Origin of the sequence: Tepidibacter aestuarii (assembly GCF_934924865.1) — a bacterium.
Lineage (GTDB): Bacteria > Bacillota > Clostridia > Peptostreptococcales > Peptostreptococcaceae > Tepidibacter_A > Tepidibacter_A aestuarii.
In genome coordinates this window covers 1,034,900-1,050,950 of record NZ_OW235315.1, presented here as the reverse complement: position 1 = coordinate 1,050,950, position 16,051 = coordinate 1,034,900, and the positions used below count along the sequence as shown (strand labels likewise).

General features: G+C 31.2%; 15 protein-coding genes and 2 other annotated features (1 of these 17 only partly in view). Of the genes, 4 read left to right on the top strand and 11 right to left on the bottom strand.

What is annotated here, in order from left to right:
• Positions 1-16: 16 nt before the first annotated feature.
• Positions 17-271 (bottom strand): hypothetical protein, encoded by a 255-nt coding sequence (locus M2214_RS04995; RefSeq protein ID WP_248483421.1) that lies wholly within the window; start codon positions 269-271, stop codon positions 17-19.
• A 204-nt stretch (positions 272-475) separates the two neighbouring features.
• Between M2214_RS04995 and M2214_RS04990 the strand changes: the two genes are divergently transcribed.
• Positions 476-1,633 (top strand): 4Fe-4S binding protein, encoded by a 1,158-nt coding sequence (locus tag M2214_RS04990; protein ID WP_248483419.1) that lies wholly within the window; start codon positions 476-478, stop codon positions 1,631-1,633.
• Positions 1,634-1,764: 131 nt separating this feature from the next.
• Here the strand turns inward: M2214_RS04990 and leuB are convergent, their stop codons facing one another.
• Genes leuB through M2214_RS04965 form a run of 5 tightly spaced genes read right to left on the bottom strand, consistent with a single transcriptional unit; the run spans position 1,765 to position 7,161 of the window.
• Positions 1,765-2,835, bottom strand: a complete 1,071-nt coding sequence (gene leuB / locus M2214_RS04985) for a 3-isopropylmalate dehydrogenase (RefSeq protein WP_248483417.1) — start codon at positions 2,833-2,835, stop codon at positions 1,765-1,767.
• 20 nt (positions 2,836-2,855) lie between these two features.
• The gene (gene leuD, locus M2214_RS04980; protein WP_248483415.1) at positions 2,856-3,341 is read right to left on the bottom strand and encodes a 3-isopropylmalate dehydratase small subunit; all 486 of its coding nucleotides are present in this window, start codon (positions 3,339-3,341) and stop codon (positions 2,856-2,858) included.
• 9 nt (positions 3,342-3,350) lie between these two features.
• Positions 3,351-4,613 (bottom strand): 3-isopropylmalate dehydratase large subunit, encoded by a 1,263-nt coding sequence (gene leuC, locus M2214_RS04975; RefSeq protein ID WP_248483413.1) that lies wholly within the window; start codon positions 4,611-4,613, stop codon positions 3,351-3,353.
• Between the two features lie 17 nt (positions 4,614-4,630).
• Positions 4,631-5,623: a ketol-acid reductoisomerase gene (ilvC, locus tag M2214_RS04970; RefSeq protein ID WP_248483411.1), complete on the bottom strand. Its 993-nt coding sequence runs from the start codon at positions 5,621-5,623 to the stop codon at positions 4,631-4,633.
• Between the two features lie 26 nt (positions 5,624-5,649).
• Positions 5,650-7,161 (bottom strand): 2-isopropylmalate synthase, encoded by a 1,512-nt coding sequence (locus tag M2214_RS04965; RefSeq protein ID WP_248483409.1) that lies wholly within the window; start codon positions 7,159-7,161, stop codon positions 5,650-5,652.
• A gap of 112 nt (positions 7,162-7,273) precedes the next feature.
• Positions 7,274-7,513: a binding site (T-box leader), on the bottom strand.
• A gap of 215 nt (positions 7,514-7,728) precedes the next feature.
• Here M2214_RS04965 and ilvB point away from each other — a divergent pair.
• The 3 genes from ilvB to M2214_RS18130 all read left to right on the top strand — a co-directional run bounded on the left by ilvB (position 7,729) and on the right by M2214_RS18130 (position 10,345).
• Complete coding sequence (gene ilvB / locus M2214_RS04960) at positions 7,729-9,348, top strand: biosynthetic-type acetolactate synthase large subunit (protein WP_248483407.1); 1,620 nt, start codon at positions 7,729-7,731, stop codon at positions 9,346-9,348.
• Positions 9,349-9,356: 8 nt separating this feature from the next.
• Positions 9,357-9,845: an acetolactate synthase small subunit gene (gene ilvN, locus M2214_RS04955; protein ID WP_330651581.1), complete on the top strand. Its 489-nt coding sequence runs from the start codon at positions 9,357-9,359 to the stop codon at positions 9,843-9,845.
• Between the two features lie 254 nt (positions 9,846-10,099).
• Positions 10,100-10,345, top strand: coding sequence for an IS3 family transposase (locus M2214_RS18130; protein ID WP_256466706.1), 246 nt, complete (start codon positions 10,100-10,102; stop codon positions 10,343-10,345).
• A gap of 98 nt (positions 10,346-10,443) precedes the next feature.
• Here the strand turns inward: M2214_RS18130 and M2214_RS04945 are convergent, their stop codons facing one another.
• The 5 genes from M2214_RS04945 to ileS all read right to left on the bottom strand — a co-directional run bounded on the left by M2214_RS04945 (position 10,444) and on the right by ileS (position 15,784).
• On the bottom strand, positions 10,444-10,731 hold the full coding sequence (locus M2214_RS04945) for a YciI family protein (protein ID WP_248483405.1): 288 nt from the start codon (positions 10,729-10,731) through the stop codon (positions 10,444-10,446).
• Positions 10,732-10,745: 14 nt separating this feature from the next.
• Entirely contained in the window at positions 10,746-10,874 is a 129-nt protein-coding gene (locus M2214_RS18125; RefSeq protein ID WP_256466705.1) for a hypothetical protein, read from the bottom strand.
• Between the two features lie 82 nt (positions 10,875-10,956).
• The gene (gene dapB / locus M2214_RS04940) at positions 10,957-11,805 is read right to left on the bottom strand and encodes a 4-hydroxy-tetrahydrodipicolinate reductase (protein ID WP_330651551.1); all 849 of its coding nucleotides are present in this window, start codon (positions 11,803-11,805) and stop codon (positions 10,957-10,959) included.
• Between the two features lie 34 nt (positions 11,806-11,839).
• Positions 11,840-12,541, bottom strand: coding sequence for a 5'-methylthioadenosine/adenosylhomocysteine nucleosidase (locus M2214_RS04935; RefSeq protein WP_248483403.1), 702 nt, complete (start codon positions 12,539-12,541; stop codon positions 11,840-11,842).
• Positions 12,542-12,679: 138 nt separating this feature from the next.
• On the bottom strand, positions 12,680-15,784 hold the full coding sequence (ileS, locus tag M2214_RS04930; RefSeq protein WP_248483400.1) for an isoleucine--tRNA ligase: 3,105 nt from the start codon (positions 15,782-15,784) through the stop codon (positions 12,680-12,682).
• Positions 15,785-15,850: 66 nt separating this feature from the next.
• Positions 15,851-16,051, bottom strand: a binding site (T-box leader); it runs 25 nt beyond the window's last position.

The window sequence follows — 16,051 nt, the reverse complement described above, 5'->3', positions numbered from 1 at the left end:
TATATAGTTTCAATTATTATTTGTCTTCTCCTTCTAAACTATGTATAATTGCTATATTATTATCAAAATCCTCTATTTTCATATTTATCTTAGTCCATTTCCCTATTAATTCACTTTTATTTTTTTCAAAATAATCACAAATATTCTCTTTATTTAGATCACTACCATCTCCAACTACAAATGTTATATTTTTGACTCTGTTTATATTGTTTTCTCTACATATTTCATTTAATGAATTATATATTCTGTTTATTAAAAATGTATCTTCCATATTTTTCCCTCCTCTACATTTTTATTATCTTAAACGTCATACTATAAAATATATGTATTGAAAATAAATATAATACCACAAATACTAAAAGCCCTATTTAAGATTTTTTAATCTATATTTATATAAAATTGTGACACAATTGTAACAATCATATTGTATGGTATTAATATCCAAATTATCCATAAAAAAAGGGGGGGATTTGTAATGCATTTAAAAACAGAAAAAACATTAATTAAAAAGAAACAGACAACAACAAAAATTATCAGGTACATAATACTTATAGCTTCTTTATTGTTTGTAGCTTATAAAGGTTACATGCATCAAGTATTGGGTGGAGGAAGTGATGGATCGCCTTCGATACATGCACTTTGTCCATATGGCGCTTTAGAAAGTTTTTATTTACTATTTGCACAAGGTATTTTTATTGAAAAAATTTTTTCAGGAACAATGGTGCTTTTATTGATTACCATTATTTTATCTATTATCTTTAAAAGAAGCTTTTGTGGTCTTATATGTCCATTTGGAGCGCTTCAAGAATTTATGAGTATACTAGGTCAAAAAATATTTAAGAAAAAATTCATTATGCCTGATAAAATAGATAAACTATTAAGATACCTTAAATACTTCATTTTATTGATTACTGCAGTATTTGCATGGAAAACAGGTGAACTATGGATGTCTAGCTACGATCCTTGGTCAGCTTATGCCCATATGTTTGGAGAGTTTGAAGAGGTCATTGATGAAAATTTAATTGGATTTATAATTTTAATAATTACTCTAGTAGGTTCAATACTGTATGATAGGTTCTTTTGTAAATATTTATGTCCTATGGGAGCTTTTTTAGGAATTATATCTAAAATAAGCCCTAATAAAATAGTTAAAAATAAATCTAAATGTATAAACTGCAAAATCTGTAGCAAAAAATGTCCAGCTAACATTAATATAGCTGAGTTAAAGGAAATAAATTCAGCAGAGTGTTTAAATTGTCAAACTTGTACCTTATTATGTCCTATTCCAGGTGCTTTAGAGAATAAGCAATTGAAAAAAACAATGACTCCAATAGTTTTAATTATATCTGTAATTACTATTTATTTCGGAGGAATTACTGTAGCTAAAGCAACAAATAATTATGATTTACTGCCTGAACCTATTGAAAAAGGTGAAATAGTTAATGCTGAAGATATAAAGGGGTATATGACATTAGAAGAGGTGTCTGATTACACAGGCATTTCATTGGAAGAACTATATGAGAAATTAAATTTATCAAAAAATATCCCTTCTAACATAAAGATGAAAAGTATAAAAGAATATAAACCAAATTTTGAAGTAAATCAAGTAAGAGAACTGTTGTTAGAAAAATAATATAATAACATTAAAGACAGATGCTCAAAATGTTAGCATCTGTCTTTTTGGTTTTATAAAATATAATCGATACGCATTTTTAATTCCTTGCTATACCTTTTTTCATTTAGATATATTTATATAAAAAATAACTATATTTTTTCCATTATCAAACTTCCCATTTCATTAGTTGTAACTAATTTATTTTTATCATCCATTATATCAAGTGTTCTATAATTAGTACTTAATACATTTACAACAGCATTTTCTATATCTTTTGCCTCATCTTCCAAGTCAAAAGAATGCCTAAGCATCATAGCTACTGACAATATAGTGGCTATTGGATTTGACTTATTTTGTCCCGCTATATCTGGTGCTGATCCATGTATTGGTTCATAAAGTCCTATATTTCCTTCTCCCAGGCTAGCTGATGGAAGCATTCCTATAGAACCTGTAATCATACTTGCCTCATCTGACAATATATCCCCAAACATATTTGATGTTAATATAACATCAAATTGTCTTGGATTTTTAATAAGCTGCATAGAAGCATTGTCTACATACATATGCTCTAAAATTACATCTTCATATTTTTTTGATACCTCATTTACAGTTTTTCTCCATAATCTAGAACTTTCTAATACATTCGCTTTATCAACACTTACAACTTTTTTATTTCTCTTTCTTGCAATTTCAAATGCAGACTTTGCTATCCTTTGTATCTCCTGTTCATTATAAGTTTCTACATCATAGGCTTCTTTTCCATTTTTCCCTTCTCTAGTTGCCTTTTCCCCAAAATATATTCCACCTGTAAGTTCTCTAACCACGCAAATATCAATTCCATCTCCTATTATTTCATCTTTTAAAGGACATGCTTTTTTTAGTTCTTTAAATAATATAGCAGGTCGAATGTTTGCATATAAATTTAATATTTTTCTAATCTTTAATAATCCTTTTTCCGGCCTTTTTTCTCCAGATAACCCATCCCATTTAGGACCACCAACAGCTCCTAGTAAAATAGCATCACTTTCTTTACAAATATCTATAGTCTCTTTAGGAAGATTTTCTCCTACTCTATCAATAGCCTGACCACCAATTAAAGCTTCTTTAAAATTGAATTGATGATTGTATTTTTTACCTATCTTGTCTAAAACTAATAATGCTTGATTTATAACCTCAGGACCAATTCCATCTCCTTTTAATACAGCTATATTGAAATCCATACTCTTAATCCTCCCTTAAATTATCTTTCATTTATATAATTTATAAGTCCATCTTTAGATATTATTTCTTGCATAAATTCTGGAAGAGGTTGAGCCTGATATTTCTCCCCTTTAGTTATATTTGTAATTTCACCTAAACTAAAATCTACTTCTATTTCATCTCTATCCTCTATTTTATTTACAGCTTCTTCACACTCTAATATAGGAAGCCCTATATTAAAAGAATTCCTATAAAAAATCCTTGCAAAAGTACTAGCTATTACGCAAGATACTCCACTTGCTTTTATAGCAATAGGTGCATGTTCCCTCGAAGATCCACACCCAAAGTTTTTGTTTGCAACTATTATGTCATCTTTTTTTACTTTTTTAGCAAATTCTTTATCTATATCTATCATACAATATTTTGCTAACTCCTTAGGGTCTGAAGTATTTAAATATCTAGCTGGCATAATAACATCAGTATCTACATTGTCTCCATATTTAAAAACCATTCCTGTCTTTTTCATAATATCCCCCTATCTTAAATTTTCTGGATTTACAATCCTACCAATTATAGCTGAAGCTGCTGCTACTGCTGGACTAGCTAAATATACTTCTGATTTTGGGTGACCCATCCTCCCAACAAAGTTGCGATTTGTAGTAGCTATGCATCGCTCACCTTCTGCTAAAATTCCCATATGACCCCCTAAGCAAGGTCCACAAGTTGGTGTACTAACTACTGCTCCTGCTTTAATAAATATTTCTATCAAACCTTCTTTTATTGCATCTAGATATATCTTTTGAGTTGCAGGAAATATTATTGTTCTAACTCCCCTATATACCTTTTTATCTTTTAATACCTTTGCCGCAGCTCTTAAATCTTCTATTCTTCCATTCGTACAAGACCCTATTACAACTTGATCTATTTTTACATCTCCAACCTCATCAATAGTTCTTGTGTTGTCTGGAATATGTGGAAAAGAAACTGTTGGTCTAATACTACTTAAATCTATTTCATATACTTTTTCATATTCAGCATCTTCATCAGGAGTATATATTGTATATTCTTTTTCAGAATGATTTTTCATATAATCAATTGTAATATCATCTACAATAAATATTCCATTTTTAGCACCTGCTTCAATAGCCATATTCGAAATGGTAAATCTATCATCCATAGATAAATACTTTATCCCATCCCCCATAAATTCCATAGATTTGTATAAAGCTCCATCCACTTTAATCATGCCTATTATGTGAAGAATAATATCTTTTCCGCTAACCCATTTTTGTGGCTTACCCTTCAAAATAAATTTAATTGCTTTTGGAACTTTAAACCAACACTTTCCAGTAGCCATTCCTGCTGCCATGTCCGTACTTCCTATTCCTGTAGAAAATGCTCCTAATGCCCCGTAAGTACATGTATGAGAGTCTGCTCCAATAACAACATCTCCAGCTACAACTAAACCTTTTTCTGGTAATAATGCATGTTCTATTCCCATCTCACCTATTTCAAAATAGTTTTCAATCTCTTTTTCATATGCGAATTCACGAGTACATTTACATTGTTGTGCACTTTTAATATCTTTGTTCGGTGCAAAATGGTCAGGTACAATAGATATCTTCTTTTTATCGAATACTTTATCTGTTCTAATTTTTTTAAATTCATTTATAGCAACAGGAGTTGTTATATCATTTCCAAGTACCATATCTAGTTTAGCTTGTATAAACTGTCCAGGGCTTACCTCATTTAAGCCAGCATGTACTGCTAATATTTTTTGTGTCATTGTCATCCCCATAAAAAGCTTCCTCCTTTTTATTCATTAATCCATTTCATCATATTTCTTAATGTTTTACCAACTTCTACAATTGGATGTTCTAATTCACTCTCTTTTATTGCATTAAATACAGGTCTATTTACCATATTTTCTGATATCCAGTCTTTAGCAAACTTGCCTGCTTGAATTTCTTCCAAAACTTTTTTCATTTCTTTTCTTGTTTCTTGTGTTATAATTCTTCTTCCAATCATATAATCACCATATTCAGCAGTATCACTAATGCTGTAGCGCATTTTCTCAAATCCACCTTCATATAATAAATCTACAATCAATTTCATTTCATGAAGACATTCAAAATATGCTATTTCTGGTTTATATCCTGCTTTTACAAGAGTATCAAAACCTGCTTTTATAAGTTCTGTTACTCCTCCACACAGAACCGCTTGCTCTCCAAATAAATCTGTTTCTGTTTCTTCTTTAAAAGTAGTTTCTATTACCCCCGCTCTTGTTGCACCTATTCCTTTTGCATATGCAAGAGCAGTATACTTTGCTTTACCAGTATAATCTTGATATATTGCTATAAGCCCTGGAACGCCTCCTCCTTCTTCATATACTCTTCTTACTAAATGACCAGGTCCTTTTGGAGCAACCATAAATACATCTACATATTTCGGTGGAACTATTTGATTAAAATGTATATTGAATCCATGAGCAAAAGCCAAAGTATCTCCTTCTTTTAAATTAGGTTTTATATGATCTTCATATATATTTTTTTGCTTTTCATCTGGTACTAAAATCATAATTACACTACTTTCCTTTACTGCATTTGCAACTTCCATTACTTCTAATCCATTTTCTTTAACTTTTTCCCAAGATTTACTTCCTTTATATAATCCAACAACAACATCTACTCCACTTTCTTTTAGATTTAGTGCATGAGCATGACCTTGACTTCCATATCCTATAATTGCTACTTTCTTTCCTTCAAATATTTCTAAATTTCCATCCTTTTCATAATACATTTTTGTCATTTTAAAATTCCTCCCTAATTATTAATTTAGTTTATTTCATAAACCATTTTATTCACTGCATTTATATAAGCATTTATACTCGATTCAACAATGTCTGTGCTAAGACCTCTGCCTGTATAAATCTTATTAGCATCGCTAATTTTTACCACAGACTCCCCTAATGCATCCTTGCCTTGAGTTACAGAACGTAGTGAATAATCCTTTAACCTAATCTCTATTCCTAGTATTTTTTCAATAGCTTTAAATGCTGCATCTACTGGTCCATCTCCTTTTGATGCTTCCTCTATTTCATCATCCTTATTTTTTAATACAACAGATGCAGTTGATGTTATTGTATTTCCACTATTAATAACAAACCTTTTCAATTCATAAGCCTTTGGTATATCAATAGCATCTTTATTTACAATAGCCTCTATATCATCATCATAGACGACCTTCTTTTTATCAGCTAATTCCTTAAATTGCTCAAATGCCTTATTTATTTCATCTCTATTTAAGTTATATCCTAATTTTTCAACTCTGTCTTCAAAAGCGTGACGTCCAGAATGTTTTCCAAGAACCATTTTATTTTCTGAAAGCCCTATAGATTCTGGTGTCATAATTTCATAAGTACTTCTCTCTTGTATGACTCCATGTTGATGAATTCCAGATTCATGAGCAAATGCATTCGTACCAACAATAGCCTTATTAGGTTGAACGTATACTCCAGTTATATTACTTAAAAGCTTGCTAGATCTCATAATTTGAGTTGTGTCTATTCTGGATGCAACACCTAGTATGTCTTTCCTTGTGTTAATTGCCATAACAATTTCTTCTAAAGCTGCATTTCCTGCTCTCTCACCGATTCCATTCATAGTACATTCAACTTGAGTAGCGCCTGCCTTTATAGCTGCTAATGTATTTGCAACCGCCATACCTAAGTCATTATGACAATGAACTGATATTTCTGCTTTCTGTACATTTCCCACATTCTCGCGTATATTCTTTATAAACTTATAGTATTCATCAGGTGTTGTATACCCTACTGTATCTGGAATATTAATTACTGTTGCTCCTGCATCAATAACCGCCTGAAATATCTTAGCTAAAAACTCAGGATCACTTCTAGTTGCATCTTCTGCAGAAAATTCTATATCATCGCAATACCTTTTAGCATACTTTACTATATTTACTGCATTTTCTAACACTTCATCGGGTCTCATTCTCAATTTATATTTCATATGAATATCTGATGTAGCAATGAAAGTGTGAATTCTAGGTCTTTTAGCATACTTTACAGCCTCCCATGCTGTATCTATATCCTTAGGTAAAGCTCTAGCTAAGCTTGCTATAGTACAGTTTTTTATATTTTTTGAAATTTCCCTTACTGATACAAAATCGCCTTTTGATGCAATAGCAAATCCAGCTTCGATTACATCTACATTCATCCTCTCTAGCTGTCTTGCCATTTCTATTTTTTCTTGTATGTTCATACTGCATCCTGGTGATTGTTCTCCATCTCTTAATGTAGTGTCAAATATCTTTATTTGCTTGTTCATATTAACTCCCCCTTTAAATTGGTATACAAAATACACTGCACATTGCTACATATCCCTCATAACTATACACTGTTCCAATTCTAGGTACAAAAAAACTCGCCCTTAAATATTATTTAAGGACGAGTATTATTTTACCCGTGGTACCACCTTACTTGCTTTTGCTCAACGCAAAAACCACTCGATATTAGATTCAATTAAATCCTGGCCTATAATGGTGCCAACCATAATCTCCTACTATTATTTCAAAGATACTGCTCCAGAGCGAGTAGTATTTTTTCTCAGTATCGATTCACACCATCCATCGACTCTCTGAAACTGAACATCAAAATACGCTCTCCTTCATAGCATTTAGCTATTCGGTTTTGTTATATGTTTTAAAATTTTATCAGATGAGAAAATCGAAGTCAATATATTTTTTTGAATTTTATGTAAAATTATTTTTTTATGAATATTTAAACTTTTCTGTTTTTTTCAGTTGACATTCTCATTTCATATTTGATAGAATCAGTTCTATTAAATTTAATTTTTAAATCTATATATTAATTTTCAATGCAAAGGGGGTAAAATATGAAAGTTTCAGATGCAATAATAAAATGTCTAGAAAACGAAGAAGTTGACACTATTTTTGGATATCCAGGTGGTGCTGTACTCCCACTCTATGAATCATTGAGAAATTCTAATATAAAACATATATTAATTAGAAATGAACAGTCAGCACCTCATAGTGCAAGTGGGTATGCCAGATCTAGTGAAAAGACAGGAGTTTGCATTGCAACTTCAGGCCCTGGTGCTACAAATTTAATTACAGGAATTGCTACTGCTTATATGGACTCTATTCCCCTTGTAGTCATTACTGGACAAGTAAAATCTACCTGTATAGGAAAAGATGCATTTCAAGAAGCAGATATTATAGGGGCTACTGAACCTTTTACAAAACATAATTATTTAATTAAAGATGCCAATGATATTCCCAGAATCATAAAAGAATCCTTTTATATCGCTTCTAGCGGAAGGCCTGGTCCTGTACTTATAGATATACCCGTAGATATTCAAAGACAATCTATCAAATTTGATTATCCTGAAAATGTAAATATCATAGGCTATAACCCTACATATGAAGGACATACAGGACAAATAAAAAGAGCTTTAAGAAAGCTTAAAAATAGCAAAAAACCTTTAATTTGCGTAGGTGGAGGAGTATTATGTTCAAATGCTTCTAAAGAATTTATTTCTTTTGTTGAAAAAGCAAAAATACCCGTTGTTCATACATTAATGGGAATTGGATCCCTGCCTTGTGATTCTCCTTATTATGTTGGAATGGTAGGTTCCCATGGACATTCTTATTCCAATCAAATTGTTCGTAAAGCAGATTTATTGATGATTATTGGTGCTCGAATAGGAGATCGTGCAACAGCTGGTTTTAATGAAACAAATGAGAATATAGATATTATTCATATTGATATAGATCCTGCTGAAGTAGGAAAAAATATAAATACTAACATTCCAATTATTGGAGACTGTAAAAATATTTTACAGACTCTTGTTAATTTAATAACACCCATTGTAACAGAACAATGGTTACTTGAAATTAATGAATTAAAAATAAACTATAAAAAAGAAAATCCCTACTATAAAAACTTTGTGAATCCCAAAAAAGCTTTAAAATTTCTATCTGATACAGTAGATGAAGATGCTATCATTACTGCCGATGTAGGTCAAAACCAAATCTGGACTGCCCATCACTTTGAAATAAAGGGGAACAGAAGATTTCTTACATCCGGAGGATTAGGAACAATGGGATATAGCATTCCAGCTGCAATAGGAGCAAAGCTAGCATGTCCAAACAAAAAAGTAATTAGTGTTGTTGGAGATGGCGGAATACAGATGCCTTTAAGTGAATTGGGAACCCTATCAGGGAACAATTTAAATACTATTATTTTATTATTTAATAATAATCGATTAGGGATGGTTAGAGAGCTTCAACATAATGCTTATGGAAAGGGTAGTTATTTTGGGATAAATTTTGAATTTAATCCTGACTTTGTTCAAATTTCTAAAGCTTATGGTTTAACTGGTAAAAAAGTACTTTCAAATGAAGAATTTGAACAAGCATTGAAAGAAGCAATTCAAAGTGAAAAAAGCTATCTTATAGAATGTATCGTAGATCCAAATTTTAGTACACTGTAAAGGGGGGGATTCTTATTAGTAAACATGTCTTATCTGTTTTAGTAGAGAACCATTCAGGGGTTCTTAGTAAAATTGCAGGTTTATTTACGCGAAGAGGATATAATATAGATAGTCTATCTGTTGGTGAAACAGAAAATCCCAAAATTTCTCGTATGACAATCGTAGTTAACAGTGATGATTACACTCTAGAACAAATAAAAAAACAATTAAACAAGCTTATTGATGTAATTAAGGTTATACAATTAGAACCTGAAAAATCCATTTGCAGAGAACTAGTATTTATAAAAATAACAGCAAAGTCTAATCAAAGAGCATCAATTCATGAAACAGTAAACATATTTAGAGCAAAAGTAATAGATATATCCACAGAGACTATGACCATCGAACTAACTGGAGATTTCGAAAAAATTTCTGCTTTTATAGAAATTATAAAACCCTATGGAATCATAGAACTAGTTCGAACAGGATTTACAGGACTTCAAAGAGGAAATATTTAAATTGCAAAAAAAACAAAGTAAATCTAAGTTAAGTAACTTAGATTTAATTTGTTTTTAATTTTATATATTATTAAGCATACCAAGAACTATTTCTTTTGAATTATGGGCAGCTTCATTTACAAATTCTTCATAAACTACATCTGCACTTCCATCAGCCTTATCACACATAACCCTTATTATTATGAATGGTGTAACGAGAAGTCGAAAATAAATCACTAAAAGAATATATACAAGACATACATAGTCAATTTAAAATGTGCTATGGGTATCGTATCGTTGGGAAAAGATATCAAAGTCAGATCGAAAAATATGGGATTGTATCAAGTATGAGTAAACCAGGAAATCCCTATGATAATGCTAATAAAATTTTCGCTAATAAAGATGAAGTTAAAAAAGCAATATTTGAATATATTGAGATGTTTTATAATCGTAAACGAAGACATTCTTCTCTTGCTTATTTATCTCCTTTAGAATTTGAAAAACTGAACCTTCAGAAATAGACTATTTATAATGTCTACTTAAGCGGGTTCAGTCCAGTTTTTAATTATTTCCACTGTATACTTGACAGGAAGCACTTCATTTTTTAGGGGGCTTTCCACTATAGAGTCAAAAAATCTAATTCTTTACTTGTCATGCTTGGAACAAACTCAATAATATCATATTGTGCTACCTCATTTTTGTAAAATGGATCCTTTTTAAGTACATCCATGAGTTCTTCCTTATCCTTAATATTAGATAAAATTACTCCTCCGGTTCTTGGAACTTTTCTTCCTGATGCCATGAAAAATCCTTTTGCATACTGTTCTTTTAAGTAGTCAACATGTTCTTGAAGATAAGATTCTACTATATCAAGTTCTTTGATATATGTAAGTGAAACTATAAACATTATAATCTTCCTTTCTATAATTTTCTAAGAGCATCAACAAATCTATTGATTTTACCAATATTATTATACATCCCTAAACTAGCTCTTACAATCCCTACGGATTTTTTATTCCTATATTTTTCATAAGATTCCTGAGGTCTCATCCCTAGAAAATACTGCACATATATATCAGCTCCAGCTGTACAGCACCTACATTTTTATGATACGTTCCTTTCTCAAAATAATTTATAATATATCCTCAACACTATATAGACCTGCTTCTTTTTCATAAAGATATGTTATAGATTTGCAAGCTCCTTTAGCAAAGCAATCCCAGTTATATGCATGATGAGTTATTTCAAAACGTTCTCCCATCATTCCAAACATCACTGTATGACTACTTGATATATCGCCACTTCTTATAGAATGATATCCTACACTACCTTCTCTTCTTTCTCCTATTCCACATCTTCCATATTCAGCCAAATCGGAAAAATCCTTGTTAAGTGCATTTGCTATAACTGAGCCCATTTCTTTAGAAGTTCCACTTGGAGCATCTTTTTTAAATCTATCATGCATCTCTATTATCTCTATATCTGCTTCATCTCCTATTGATTTAGTTACCATATCAAGTATCTTATACATTAAATTTACTATCCTAGAAGTGTTTGCTGCATAAAGAATAGGTATATGATTTGAATATTCCTTTATAGTATAAAATTCCTCTTTACTAAATCCAGTTGTTCCACACACTACTGATTTGTTATACTTTACAGCAGTTTTTATCACATCCATAGAAACTTCAGGAGATGTGTAATCTACTATTACATCACACTTTTGTATAATATCATTTAAATCATCATAAACTATTGCGCCTATATTTTTACCTAGATTGCAAGCTAATCCTATATCTTCTCCTATATAATCCCTCCCCCTAGGAGCTACACCTCCAACGACATTTATTTTTTCATCTTCGTATGCAAATTTTGTTATAAGTTTACCCATTTTCCCTTTTGGTCCAATAATAACTAAGTTAACCATATTTTCACCCCTTAATATATTCTTATATATATTTATACCATAAATATATATCAAAAAAAGCCCCCTAAATTTAGGGAGCATCAAAATATTATTGTAAATTCTTAAGAATACCAAGAACTATTTCTTTTGAATTATGAGCAGCTTCACTTACAAATTCTTCATAAGTTACATCTGCACTTCCATCAGCCTTATCAGACATAGCTCTTATTATTATAAATGGTGTATTGTTTACATAGCAAGCATGACCAATAGCAGCACCTTCCATTTCAGCACAATAACCTTTAAGATTATTTACAAGTTTATCTTTTAATTCCTTACTTGAAACGAATACATCTCCTGTTAGAACTCTTCCTTTAACTACCTTGTATTTTTTATCAGAGTTAATGCTAGAATTATAAGCTACTTCAATCAATCTATCATCTGCTTTAAAAGTTGACTCTTCCATTCTAGGAATAACTCCTACTTCATAACCAAATACAGTAGTATCAAAGTCATGTTGTATAGTGTCTGTTGATATTACTATATCAAATACATCTAAATCTTCATGTAAAGCTCCAGCAACACCTGTATTTATAACGGCATCTACCTTAAATTCACTTATAAGTATTTGAGCACAAAGTGCAGCATTTACCTTACCTATACCACATCTTACTAAAACAACATCTTTTCCTTCTATTTTACCTACATAAAACTTTAAAGAAGCCTTTTCTACAGTTTCTTTAATATCCATTAAATCTCTTAATATATCTACTTCCTCATCCATTGCTCCAATTATTCCTATTATGTTCATAATTATTCCTCCTTTAAAAATTCGTCTAGTTGCTACGCACTGACTCATGTCGCCAACAAGTCTCACGACTCTGTTGCTTAAAATAGTCGATATTTTTACTACAGATAAAAAGCGCTCCTTTAAGGAGCACTTTTTATATTAATTAGTTTTTTCTAATTTAATTCCAGTTTCATGGTCATTTAAGTTATGCTTTTCTAAATCTTCATCAGAAACTTCCTCTATAGAAACACCTAAAGTTTCAGTCATTATATAATCTTTATATAATTCGACTGCCTTAGATATAGTATCATCTCCGTTGAAGAATATCTTTATATTATCCATCATTTCATAATCATTATTCTTTCTCATTTGTTGAACTTTAGATATGAACTCTCTTGCGTATCCTTCATTTACAAGTTCATCAGTTAAAGTTGTATCAAGTATAACAAATAGATTATTTTCAACAGATACATTGAATCCTTCTTTTGAAGAAATATTTATTAATACATGATCTTTTGAAACTTCAAAATCTTCTCCATCAAGATCAGTTGTTAAAGTTTGACCAGCTTCTAGCTTTGCAACTGCATCTGATGCATCAAGTGAAGCTAAAGCCTTTCCAAATGACTTAATCTTTGGTCCAAGAACAGGGCCTAGTACCTTAAAGTTTGGCTTTAAGCTAAAGTTCATATATTCGCCTAAGTCTTTAGCAAATACAACATCTTTAACGTTAAGCTCTTCTTTAATTAATTCTACTAAATCATCTATTGTCTCTTCATACTTACCATCTATTAAAACTTTTTGTATAGGTTGACGAACCTTTATTCTAACATTCTCTCTTGATGCTCTACCAAGAGCAACTAAGTTTTTAACTAAGTCCATTTTCTCTTCTACTTTTAAGTCTATTAAACTCTTATCAACTCTTGGATAATCACTTAAGTGAACAGAGAATTCTCCTGTAAGCTTTCTGTATATCTCTTCTGATAAGTAAGGTGCAAAAGGTGCAACCATTTGAGATATTCCAACTAATATTTCATAAGTTGTGTTATATACAGCTTTTTTATCTTCAGTTAATTCACTAGCCCAGAAACGTCTACGAGAACGTCTTATATACCAGTTTGAAAGATTTTCATTTACAAATTCTTGGATACTTCTTACAGCCTTTGTTAAATCGTATGCATCTAAGTTTTCCTCTACTTCTAATTTCAAGTTATTGTACTTAGATAATATCCATCTGTCAAGCTCCGGTCTATCCTTGTAATCAACAAAGAAGTCCTTAGGATCTATTCCATCTGTATTAGCATACAGAGCAAAGAAGTTATAAACATTTTTGATAGTACCAAAGAACTTACTTTGAATTTCTTTAAGTCCATCAACGTCAAACTTAGTTGGGTTCCAAGGTGGTGATACATAAAGTAAGTACCATCTCAATACATCTGCTCCATATTGATCAAATAATTCAAATGGATTTATAGTATTTCCTTTTGATTTTGACATTTTCTTTCCATCTTTGTCTAATATAAGATCTGTAACTAAAACTCTCTTATATGGTGCTTTTCCCATCACAAATGTTGAAATAGCAAGAAGTGAGTAGAACCATCCTCTTGTTTGATCTATTCCTTCAGATATGAAATCAGCTGGGAATAATTGATCAAAGTTTTCTTTATTTTCAAATGGGTAGTGATGTTGAGCATAAGGCATAGCTCCACTATCAAACCAGCAATCTATTACATCTTTAACTCTTGTCATAGTTTTTCCACATTCACTACACTTAATATGAACATCATCTATATAAGGTCTGTGTAGCTCTATTGTTTCATCTATATCTTCTATAGCTTTTTCAACTAATTCTTTTCTTGAACCTACTGACTCTTTGTGTCCACATTCACAAGTCCAAATGTTAAGTGGAGTTCCCCAATATCTACTTCTAGATACTGCCCAATCATTTAAGTTTTCAAGCCAGTTTCCAAAACGCTTTTCTCCAACAAATGATGGATACCACTCAACAGTGTTGTTGTTCTCTATAAGTTTATCTTTAAGCTTAGTCATTTCAATATACCAGCTTGGCTTAGCATAATATAAAAGTGGAGTAGAACATCTCCAGCAGTGAGGATAGTTGTGATCCATCTTTTCTTTCTTGTAAAGTTTACCCTCAGCATGTAACCATTTAATTATTTCTACATCTATTCCATCCTCCATTACAAATCTGCCTTCCCATGGAGTAGTAATAAATTTACCGCTTTCATCAACTGGTTGAAGTACTGGAAGATCGTATTTTCTACCTACATTGTAGTCATCTTCTCCAAATGCTGGAGCAGTATGAACTATACCAGTACCATCTTCTGTAGTTACATAATCTCCACATACAACAAAGAATGCTTTTTTCTCAGCAGTTGCAAATGGCATTAATTGTTCATATTCCATATACTCTAAATCTTTACCTTTAAGCTCTTCTATTACTTCATATTCTCCTTCTATTACCTTAGGAGCTAAAGTTTTTTCTATATAACAAACTTCATCATTAGCTTTGATTTTTATATAAGTTTCATTTGGGTTTACTGCAAGTGCAACATTTGATGGTAAAGTCCAAGGAGTAGTCGTCCAAGCTAAGAAGTATTCATCTACATCTTTTCTCTTGAATTTAACTATTACAGTATTAGTCTTTATCTCTTTGTATCCTTGAGCAACCTCATGAGATGCAAGTCCAGTTCCACATCTTGAACAATAAGGAAGAATCTTATGTCCTTCGTATATATATCCTTCTTTATTGAATTTATCAAGTATCCACCAAACACTCTCTATATAATTATTATCAAGAGTTATATATGGATTATCAAGATCAGTCTCGTAAGCCATACGCTCTGTCATTTGTCTCCATAACTTCTCGTATGAGAAAACAGATTCTCTACACTTTTCATTGAACTTGTCTATTCCATAGTTTTCTATTTCTAGCTTATCTTTTAATCCTAATTGTTTTTCTACTTCTATTTCAACAGGAAGTCCATGAGTATCCCAACCTGCTTTTCTTTTTACTTGATATCCACTCATAGTTTTATATCTACAAACAGAATCTTTTAGAGTTCTAGCCATAACATGGTGTATTCCAGGCTTTCCATTTGCTGTTGGTGGTCCTTCAAAGAATACAAATGAAGGATTATCATTTCCATGCTCTATTGTTTTTTCTAGTATGTTTACTTCGTTCCAAAACTCAGATGTTTGTTTTTCACTTTCTACAACTGAATTTACTAGTGATTCAAATTTTTTCATACATTTCATCCTTTCTTTATTATATATAGTATTATCATTATTTCAACAAAAAAACCTCATCCCCTATAAAGGGACGAGGTATATGCACGCGTTACCACCCTAATTATTACAAATAACACAAAATTATATGTAACATCTCATTTAAGATTAACGATTCTAACGGCTAAGCTTACTATTATTTCAGCCTGCAACTCCGGGGTGATATTCCATCTTTATAATTTACTGATTTTCACCAAACATCAGCTCTCTGTAAAATTACTTAAAATG

What these genes read in the sequence shown, in the direction of transcription:
- leuD (WP_248483415.1), bottom strand. Translation starts at nt 3,341, where the DNA reads ATGAAAAAGACAGGAATGGTTTTTAAATATGGAGACAATGTAGATACT.
- M2214_RS04935 (WP_248483403.1), bottom strand. Translation starts at nt 12,541, where the DNA reads ATGAACATAATAGGAATAATTGGAGCAATGGATGAGGAAGTAGATATA.
- leuC (WP_248483413.1), bottom strand. Translation starts at nt 4,613, where the DNA reads ATGGGGATGACAATGACACAAAAAATATTAGCAGTACATGCTGGCTTA.
- ilvC (WP_248483411.1), bottom strand. Translation starts at nt 5,623, where the DNA reads ATGACAAAAATGTATTATGAAAAGGATGGAAATTTAGAAATATTTGAA.
- M2214_RS04965 (WP_248483409.1), bottom strand. Translation starts at nt 7,161, where the DNA reads ATGAACAAGCAAATAAAGATATTTGACACTACATTAAGAGATGGAGAA.
- M2214_RS04990 (WP_248483419.1), top strand. Translation starts at nt 476, where the DNA reads ATGCATTTAAAAACAGAAAAAACATTAATTAAAAAGAAACAGACAACA.
- M2214_RS04995 (WP_248483421.1), bottom strand. Translation starts at nt 271, where the DNA reads ATGGAAGATACATTTTTAATAAACAGAATATATAATTCATTAAATGAA.
- M2214_RS04945 (WP_248483405.1), bottom strand. Translation starts at nt 10,731, where the DNA reads ATGTTTATAGTTTCACTTACATATATCAAAGAACTTGATATAGTAGAA.
- M2214_RS18125 (WP_256466705.1), bottom strand. Translation starts at nt 10,874, where the DNA reads ATGAGACCTCAGGAATCTTATGAAAAATATAGGAATAAAAAATCCGTA.
- ileS (WP_248483400.1), bottom strand. Translation starts at nt 15,784, where the DNA reads ATGAAAAAATTTGAATCACTAGTAAATTCAGTTGTAGAAAGTGAAAAA.
- M2214_RS18130 (WP_256466706.1), top strand. Translation starts at nt 10,100, where the DNA reads ATGTGCTATGGGTATCGTATCGTTGGGAAAAGATATCAAAGTCAGATC.
- ilvB (WP_248483407.1), top strand. Translation starts at nt 7,729, where the DNA reads ATGAAAGTTTCAGATGCAATAATAAAATGTCTAGAAAACGAAGAAGTT.
- leuB (WP_248483417.1), bottom strand. Translation starts at nt 2,835, where the DNA reads ATGGATTTCAATATAGCTGTATTAAAAGGAGATGGAATTGGTCCTGAG.